Raw genomic sequence first — 8,013 nt, 5'->3', positions numbered from 1 at the left:
CTAATACCCCCATGACCCGGAAGCCTAAAACAGGTCTAACGACCCCGCAACCGGAACGCGAAACGCCGCGCGATGAGCACCGCGCGGCGTTTGAAACTTTGGGGTGGCTGACGGGGCTCGAACCCGCGACACCCAGGATCACAACCTGGTGCTCTACCAGCTGAACTACAGCCACCATCGTTGCCCGAAAGCAACGAGATACAGGTTAACTCACACCGTGGATTTTACAAAAACGCCTGGTAGTCTGCCGTAGTGGCGGTCTTGAGTTCCTCGGCTTCCTCGCTGGTGGGACCTTCGTCGGTGCGGAAGACGCTGCGGCGATAAAAATCCAATTCCCGGATGGATTCAATGATGTCCTGCAGTGCGCGGTGCGCCATGCCCTTATCTGGCTGGTTGTAGTAAGCACGTGGGTGCCAGCGACGCGCCAGCTCCTTGATCGTCGACACATCAATCATTCGGTAGTGCAGCGCTTTATCCAGTCGCGGCATGTAGGCGCGGATGAAGGTGCGGTCGGTGGCGATGGAATTTCCGGCCAGGGGAGCGGGGTGGTTGGGGTCGCAGTGCTTCTCGACGAGCCTCAGCACCGCCTCCTCTGCTTCCTCAATAGTCACCGTGGAGTCGCGGATTTCCTTGTCCAGCCCGGAGTTGGCGTGCATCTCGGTGACGAAGTCATCCATCTGGCCAAGCTGTTCTTCGGTGGCGTGGACAACGAGATCGAGGCCTTCGTCCAGGATGGTGAGCTCGGCATCGGTGACGACGGCGGCGACCTCCACGATGACGTGACGCTCGGGATCCAGGCCCGTCATCTCCAGGTCAATCCAGACGAGGCGGTCGTTCTTAGCGGGAATTTCACTCATGCTCCCCACCATAGTTTCTCTTCTGATCCTGCTTCTTCTCACGGGGTATAGGGCAGATTCGGGGGTGGCGGAGGGGGTATGTGGGGCTGTAGCGTCAGAGTTTTACCGGACGAGTGCGGCACGTCACCTTAATCGATGTGAGCTGGTCTTTTGTTGCGTATGGAGGGCTGCGGGCGGAGGGCTGCGTGAAGTTTTTCATGATTCTACTCACGAAAGGCTCAGGTCATGAGACATGATTAATTCAGCCCGAATAGTGACGGCACTCACATATACCGAAGGACGGTTTCCTCCGATGTCAGGCTTCCTCGACACACTCAACACAATAATTTGGTCGCCAGCGCTGGTTTTCCTGTGCCTAGGCGCAGGAATCTATTTCACCCTTGCCACCAAGTTCCTGCAGATTCGCTGCATCCCCGACATGATTAAGCAGCTGAAGGACGGTGAAAGCTCCGAGTCTGGCGTCTCCTCGTTCCAGTCGCTGATGATTTCGCTGGCCGGCCGAGTCGGTGTGGGTAACATTTCTGGTGTTGCTACCGCCATCGCATTCGGCGGCCCGGGCGCCGTGTTCTGGATGTGGGCTGTGGCACTGTTGGGTTCGGCGACGTCCTTCGTCGAATGTACGCTCGCCCAGGTTTACAAGGAAAAAGACCAGGACACCGGTGAGTACCGTGGTGGCCCGGCCTACTACATCGAGAAGGCTTATAAGCACACGAAGGCTGGTCCTTTCATGGTGGTTTACGGCACTGTCTTCGCCATCGCCATGATTCTGGCCACCAGTTACTTCCTACCTGGCATTCAGGCCAATGGTGTGGCTGCGGCTGTCGAAAACGCCTGGGGCATCAAAGTGGGTTGGTCCGCCATCGTCTTGGCCGGCGTTCTTGCCCTCATCATCATCGGTGGTGTGAAGCGTATTGCTAACTTCGCTTCCTTGGTCGTCCCGTTCATGGCGGGTGCCTACATCCTGTTCGCCATCATCATTCTTTTCGTGAACTTCAACCAGATCCCAGAGGTCTTCGGGATGATCTTCAAGTCTGCCTTCGGTGCGGAGCAGGCCTTCTCCGGCCTGCTGGGCTCTGCCATCATGTGGGGTGTGAAGCGCGGTATCTACTCCAACGAGGCCGGCCAGGGTACCGGCCCGCAGTCCGCTGCTGCCGCTGAGGTGTCCCACCCGGCTAAGCAGGGATTCGTCCAGGCTTTTGCGGTTTACATCGACACCATCTTTGTCTGCTCCGCCACCGCCTTCATCATTATCTCCACAGACATGTACAAGGTCTTCGAGAACGAGTCCGAAGACGGTCCGACGCGGTACGCGGGCGCTATTCCGGATGACGTGGCTGTTGGCCCGGGCTATGTTCAGCACGGCCTCGACACGTTGCTTAACGGCTTCGGCCCAAGCTTCATTGCCATTGCTATCGCCTTCTTCGCCTTCACCACCGTGCTGGCGTACTACTACATGGCGGAGGTCAACCTGACCTACTTCAACCGTTGGATCAAGAACAAGACCGCTCGCCGTGCCTTGGTCTGGCTGCTGCGTGTACTGCTTGTTGTTTCCGTCGTCATCGGTGCGACCACCACCCCGGGTGCCGCCTGGGCGCTTGGTGACATTGGTGTGGGCGCGACCGCATGGCTCAACATCATCGCCATCCTCTTCCTCCAGGTCCCAGCGCTCAAGTGCCTCAAGGACTACACGGCTCAGAAGAAGGCTGGCAAGGATCCGCAGTTTGACCCAGAGGCGCTCGGTATCAAGAATGCTGAGTTCTGGGTAGAGCGCAAGCTTGCCCGCGAGGAAGCCGCGCAGAAGGCCATCGCGCAGGATTCCCCGCTGCAGGGTCAGTAATTCCCGTCACAGGCGTAAGGCGCCCGCTCTCACCCAGTGAGAGTGGGCGTTTAGGCCATCTTGGAATAGAAGCTGCCGATGAGGGGTGCGGCAATCGGGGTGGGCACAATGTTGCCCAGCGTGTTCATCGCCTTCGAGAGCGGGCCAGGAACCACCCGGCGCTGGTTTCGGGCCATGGCCTCCAGAGTTTCCTTAGAGCAGGACTCGTAGGTGGTCCACAGAAAGTCTGGTACGACTTTGTCAACGATGGACTGCTCTTCCTCCGGAATTACGGCGTCGCGCACCGGGCCAGGTGCAAGCAGCGTGCAACTTACGCCCGAGCCCTTGAGCTCATAGTGCAGCGCCTCGGTAAAAGCGTTAACGCCGGCCTTGGTGAAGACGTAGGTGGCGTTATTGGGGATCGAGACATTGCCCGCGGCGGAACCGACGTTGCAGATGGCGCCGCTGCGCCGCGGCAGCATCTGATCCAACGCGGCACGCGTCAGGCGATGGACAGCTTTCGCATTGAGATCGAACTGGCGCGTCTCATAGTCCCAGTCCTGGTCCATAAACTTGCCAAAGCTAGCAATGCCAGCGGAATTTACAATGATGGAGATCTCTTTGCTGTCCATGAATTCGATGACCCGGGAGACGTCGACAGTCGCGGAGAGATCCGCGGCGAGTGCGATGGCGTCGACGTCGTGGCGCGCACGCAACTCCGCAGCGAGAGACTCCAAGACTTCCTCACGGCGGGCGACGAGAATGACGTTGTACCCGCGCGCGGCCAGGTCCTTGGCCATCGCGGCACCGATGCCCTGGCTAGCGCCAGTCAGAAGCGCATAAGAGGTGCGGGTAGGGGCAGGCAATCCGGGGGAGTGAGCCATGGTGAAACGGCGTCCTTTCTCTAAGGTCAAGGTTTCCACCCAGCGTAGAGGAAAAATCAGGGGTTTCCCCGATGCCGTTCTTATACTCGTTCAGCATAATGGAAGAGGAAAGGAGAACATCATGAACAACCAGCGCTTGACCCGTTCCACTACCGACTCGATGATCGGAGGCGTCTGCGGCGGCATCGCCGAAACCTACGACCTTGACCCGACCTTGGTTCGCATCGTCTTCGTAGCGGCCACCCTTCTCGGCTTTTCTGGTGTCCTGCTCTACCTGATTTTGTGGGTTGTCATTCCCGTGCAGTAATTACTGCAGCGGCCCCATCTCCATAAAGCTCTTCCACAGCCCCCATTCCTCTTGGAGGCGCGGAAGGGCGGAGGGTGGGGTAGCGGTGCCGTCGATAAGCGTGGCGTCCATCATGCGTACGCCGTTATCGAAGAAGAGTGCCGCATGCCCGGCCGCACCGTAGCGCAGCAGCGGGACAAGGTTGAGGCCGTCAAAGGACAGTGCGGCGTTGGGGCGCACGTCGAGCCCCGCAATGGCCGCCAACGTCGGTGCGAGGTCCAATGGAGAAACCAGCTCATGGCTCTCGCCGTCCTCAGCCACGCCTGGCCACAGCAGTGACATCGGGGCTGTGCCGTCCTCCCTGGGCTGCAATGAGCACACAGCCACGACTCCATGGAGCTGCTCGAGCGCGTCGGCTTCAGGTTGCTCGAGAAGCCTAAACACCCCCGTGTCACCCTCGACGTCCTGGCGAATCTCGTATTCTGCCTGCTCGAAAACGTCGGTGATGCGCGTTGTCGCACCGCGTTGCGGATACTGCCCGGTGAGCACTCCACGGCGTGACTGGGCATAGCTTTCCGACGGCGCCCAGGCATTCAAAAAGCGCCGTCCCCTCAGTGCAGAATCTGGGGCATGGTCAAAAGTAGCGAGGGTGATATCCATACCTTCAGCATATGCTTGTGTGTGCCCGAAAACAGCCTAAAAGCCACTTTCCACCGCCCACTAGAACGGTAAAAAGTGGCTCTGACCTGCGTGCCCCCAGCAGGACTCGAACCCGCGACACATGGGGTAGAAACCCACTGCTCTAATCCGCTGAGCTATGGAGGCCTACCGAAACATCATAGCTTAGCTATTCACTTGCTCGAAAAACTAGCTAGCCGGTGGCAGTCCGACGATAGCTCCATCGGTGGGAAGCTCGGCCGGGGAATGGCTGGCGGTGTCCAAGAGGATATCGATGAGTGTCTGTGCAGCCGGGGTCAGTGCGCGGTCCGCGCGGTAAATGAGCAGTGCCTCCATTGAGGGCAGCGGTTCCTCGATACGGTGAAAATGCACGCCACGCTGGCCCAGCGCTTGGGCCGTGTGCGGCATCAGGCTGATGCCATAATCGCCCGCTACCAACGGAAGGCCAGTCTGCAGCGTGGAAATCTCCTGCACAATCGCCGGCTTGCAGTCCGGGGACGTGGCCCACAGCTGATCCAACAGCTCCGGCAGCCCGCTGAGCTCCGGCCAGCGCGGCGGCAGCAACCATGTTTCGGTGGTCAGGGAGGACAAGCGGACGGGATCCGGAAGGTGGGACAAGCGCTGCGGAAGGGCGACGCGGAATTCCATATCTGCCGCGCGACTAATAGCAAGCTGGTCGCCATAGCGGTTCTGGAAGTGCTGCGGATTGGTGCTCGGGATGATGCCGATCTCCACGGAACCATCCAATACACGCTTGAGCGTGGCGGTTGGTTCTAAGTCACTTAAGGAAACGTTTACCTGCGGTGCGCGCTGGCGCATGCGGCGCAAAACAGTTGGCATAAACAGCCAGTTGAATTCAGGTGCCGAGCACAGAGTGACCGAGCCAGCGCTGCCAGCGGCGATTTCGGCTAAGCGGGTGGTAGCTGTGGCCAGCAACGAATCGATTGAGGTGGCGACCCCATAGAGAAATTCGCCAGCCTCTGTTGTCTTAACGCCGCCACGCCCCCGGGAAAGTAATTTGACGTTGAGATCCTCTTCGAGCTTGCGCACAGTCAGGCTTAGAGAGGGCTGTGTAAGCCGCAGTGTTTCCGCAGCCTGCGTGAACGAACCGTGGTCCACGATGGTGCGAAAATGGTGAAGCTGACGAGAGTCCATGAGTGCATCCTACCCTATTGCTGAATCTTTGCTGCCTTTTAGGTAAGAGAACATGTCTGGCGGTAGACTGCCGACTATGCACGAAGAGAAAGATAACTCCAGCTCACAGGCCTTGCAGAAGCCTGCTCAGGCGAGCTCTACAGTAGCCTCGCGAGCACGATCTTCCCGCCTTCTGCATCTTTCTTTTGTCGTTTTTGCGGGCCTTGTGGGGGGAATTATTTCCCTCTTCTTCCTTGCGGATTCGCTCGCGGCCCTCGGCATCCCTGACCCAGGACGCTTGACCACCTTTGGTTTGCCATTCTTCCGGGCCGCCGCGTGGATGCTCATGGCGCTCTCGATTGGCTCCTTCATGGCCAGCGCCTTCTTCATCTATCCGGCCGTGCCGGACAACGATAACGAGCAGCTTCATAAGGCGGGGCTGAGCGTTGACGGTCATATCGCTGCCCGCACTGGTGCATGGGCGGCTGTCGGCACCGCGGTGGTCGCGCTGCTTGAGGTGCCCCTTGTCATGTCGGATCTAACCGGCACTCCCATCGTCAAGGTTCTCAATCCGGAGCTTATGGGGATGGCTGTGGGACAGATCGCGGCGTCGCAAGTCTGGCTCGTCACGGCCGCGCTGGCTGCTCTGGTGGCCATTGTGGGATTTGTTGCGCGCACGTGGGCTGGTCAGGTGGGGGCGTTCTTCCTCTCGGTGTTGCTGACTGTTCCGCTCGGTATGGAGGGTCACTCCGCGGCGGGCGGTGATCATGACTATGGAACGAACTCCCTGCTCATTCACCTTTTCTTCATCATGCTGTGGGTGGGTGGGCTCATGGGGCTCATCGCGCATGGCCGTCGCCTTGGCCCGAATATGGGCGTCGCCGTGCGCCGCTACTCCTCGGTGGCGCTCTTTTCTATCATCGCGCTCGCAGTCACGGGCGTGATCAATGCGCTCATTCGTGTTGAGTTCAGTGACCTTGTCACTACGCGCTACGGTTTGCTCGTGCTGAGCAAGGCTGTGCTTACGGTGGTGCTTGCTGCCGTCGGATTCGTTCACCGCCGGGTGACGATTCCGCAGCTTGAGAGCGCACCGCGCCTCTTTGTTCGGGTCTCCATCGTGGAGGTTTTCATCATGGCTGCCACCGTCGGCGTGGCTATTTCCATGGGGCGCACACCACCGCCGCCGCCGCGCGATCCGAATCTGAACTCCATGCAGATTCTGGTGGGCTACGAGCTTGTCGACGCCCCCACCGCCACCAACGTGTGGACCATGTTCCGCTTTGATCTCATGTTCGGCTCGCTCGGGCTCGTGCTGGCCGGCTTCTACCTGTATGCCCTGTGGCGCCTGAAGCGTCGTGGGTTGACGTGGCCCGGCGGTCGCACTGCCTGGTTCCTGCTGGGCTCGCTGGGCATGACGGTCATTATGAGTAACGGTATTGGCCTCTACATGCCGGCACTGTATTCCATGCACATGCTCGTGCACATGATTCTGTCCATGGCCATCCCCCTGTGCCTAGTGCTGGGCGCGCCGGTGACTTTGGTGATGGAGGCTTTTGAGCCAGGGGAGCCGGGTAAGCCCACGCTTCACGACGCCTCCGTGGCCCTCACCAAGTCCCGTACCCTACGTTTCCTCACGCACCCAGCGGTCAACGTTCTGCAGTTCCTCGCCTTCCTCTACATGCTTTACCTCTTCCCGAGCTTCTATGAACTTGCCATCTCAGAGCATGCCGGGCACGTCATCATGAACTGGGTTTTCTTGATTTCCGGTTACATCTATTACTGGGAGGTCATCGGGCCGGACCCGTTGCCGTGGCGCGCGCCCACGAAGGTGCGCTTGGGTATCCTCTTCTTCTCGATGCCGCTGCACCTTTTCGCTGGCGTCTACCTCATGCAGATGCAGTCCATTCTGGGGCTTGACTTCTACGAATCCCTCAACTTGCCGTGGAACCCGGACTTCATTAAGGATCAACGCACCGGCGGTGGTATTTCCTGGGGCTTTGGCCAGTTCCCGCTCGTCGTGGTGTTTGGCACGTTGTTTACTGAATGGTTGCGCGAGGACCGCGCCCAGGCCCGCCGCTATGACGCCAAGGCGGATGTTGACGGCGATGCCGACCTTGAGAGCTACAACGCCATGCTGAAGCAGATCAGCGAGGGCGATGATTCAGGTTTTCGTCCGCAGTAGATTCCGTACGAACGAGCGGGGGCCTGTGGATTTTCACCTGGGCAAACACCGGAGTTGTTGACTTATTCAACAAGTTATCCACAGGCGGACGGGCGGGGCATTGCGCGGCATGTGTGCGGTGGCAAAGATGCGAATCAAGGGAGGTGAAACGCCTCCTCGCACACAGAGTTACCACA

General features: G+C 59.2%; 7 protein-coding genes and 2 tRNA genes. 3 read left to right on the top strand and 6 right to left on the bottom strand.

The window, feature by feature from the left end; all coding sequences use genetic code 11:
- Positions 1–99 precede the first annotated feature (99 nt).
- Together HMPREF3149_RS12840 and orn are read right to left on the bottom strand one after the other, a co-directional pair.
- A tRNA-His gene (locus tag HMPREF3149_RS12840) sits at positions 100–175 on the bottom strand.
- Positions 176–224: 49 nt separating this feature from the next.
- Positions 225–857 (bottom strand): oligoribonuclease, encoded by a 633-nt coding sequence (orn, locus tag HMPREF3149_RS12835; protein ID WP_070538625.1) that lies wholly within the window; start codon positions 855–857, stop codon positions 225–227.
- 292 nt (positions 858–1,149) lie between these two features.
- Between orn and HMPREF3149_RS12830 the strand changes: the two genes are divergently transcribed.
- Positions 1,150–2,694, top strand: a complete 1,545-nt coding sequence (locus tag HMPREF3149_RS12830; protein ID WP_070538624.1) for an alanine/glycine:cation symporter family protein — start codon at positions 1,150–1,152, stop codon at positions 2,692–2,694.
- 50 nt (positions 2,695–2,744) lie between these two features.
- On the opposite strand, the gene cmrA is transcribed toward HMPREF3149_RS12830, so the two are convergent.
- Positions 2,745–3,557: a mycolate reductase gene (gene cmrA / locus HMPREF3149_RS12825; RefSeq protein ID WP_070538623.1), complete on the bottom strand. Its 813-nt coding sequence runs from the start codon at positions 3,555–3,557 to the stop codon at positions 2,745–2,747.
- Positions 3,558–3,678: 121 nt separating this feature from the next.
- Between cmrA and HMPREF3149_RS12820 the strand changes: the two genes are divergently transcribed.
- Entirely contained in the window at positions 3,679–3,864 is a 186-nt protein-coding gene (locus HMPREF3149_RS12820) for a PspC domain-containing protein (RefSeq protein WP_042532048.1), read from the top strand.
- Here HMPREF3149_RS12820 and HMPREF3149_RS12815 read toward each other — a convergent pair whose 3' ends face one another.
- The 3 genes from HMPREF3149_RS12815 to HMPREF3149_RS13225 form a co-directional block, all read right to left on the bottom strand.
- A complete protein-coding gene (locus tag HMPREF3149_RS12815) occupies positions 3,865–4,503 on the bottom strand; it encodes a hypothetical protein (protein WP_070538622.1) in 639 nt (212 codons plus the stop codon).
- A gap of 91 nt (positions 4,504–4,594) precedes the next feature.
- Positions 4,595–4,668 (bottom strand) — tRNA-Arg (locus HMPREF3149_RS12810).
- A 42-nt stretch (positions 4,669–4,710) separates the two neighbouring features.
- On the bottom strand, positions 4,711–5,676 hold the full coding sequence (locus HMPREF3149_RS13225) for a LysR family transcriptional regulator (protein WP_083280878.1): 966 nt from the start codon (positions 5,674–5,676) through the stop codon (positions 4,711–4,713).
- Positions 5,677–5,752: 76 nt separating this feature from the next.
- Here HMPREF3149_RS13225 and HMPREF3149_RS12800 point away from each other — a divergent pair, with 76 nt between their 5' ends.
- Positions 5,753–7,837: a bifunctional copper resistance protein CopD/cytochrome c oxidase assembly protein gene (locus HMPREF3149_RS12800; protein WP_070538621.1), complete on the top strand. Its 2,085-nt coding sequence runs from the start codon at positions 5,753–5,755 to the stop codon at positions 7,835–7,837.
- Positions 7,838–8,013 lie beyond the last annotated feature (176 nt).

It is taken from the genome of Corynebacterium sp. HMSC05E07 (genome assembly GCF_001807225.1).
In the GTDB taxonomy this organism is placed as follows: domain Bacteria; phylum Actinomycetota; class Actinomycetes; order Mycobacteriales; family Mycobacteriaceae; genus Corynebacterium; species Corynebacterium singulare.
Note: the sequence above shows the minus strand (reverse complement) of the source record. Positions and strands in the feature narration are given on the sequence as shown.

Bases quoted from the DNA above. Each gene is read 5' to 3' on its own strand.
- cmrA (WP_070538623.1), bottom strand. From the start codon at position 3,557: ATGGCTCACTCCCCCGGATTGCCTGCCCCTACCCGCACCTCTTATGCG.
- HMPREF3149_RS12830 (WP_070538624.1), top strand. From the start codon at position 1,150: ATGTCAGGCTTCCTCGACACACTCAACACAATAATTTGGTCGCCAGCG.
- HMPREF3149_RS12815 (WP_070538622.1), bottom strand. From the start codon at position 4,503: ATGGATATCACCCTCGCTACTTTTGACCATGCCCCAGATTCTGCACTG.
- HMPREF3149_RS13225 (WP_083280878.1), bottom strand. From the start codon at position 5,676: ATGGACTCTCGTCAGCTTCACCATTTTCGCACCATCGTGGACCACGGT.
- orn (WP_070538625.1), bottom strand. From the start codon at position 857: ATGAGTGAAATTCCCGCTAAGAACGACCGCCTCGTCTGGATTGACCTG.
- HMPREF3149_RS12800 (WP_070538621.1), top strand. From the start codon at position 5,753: ATGCACGAAGAGAAAGATAACTCCAGCTCACAGGCCTTGCAGAAGCCT.
- HMPREF3149_RS12820 (WP_042532048.1), top strand. From the start codon at position 3,679: ATGAACAACCAGCGCTTGACCCGTTCCACTACCGACTCGATGATCGGA.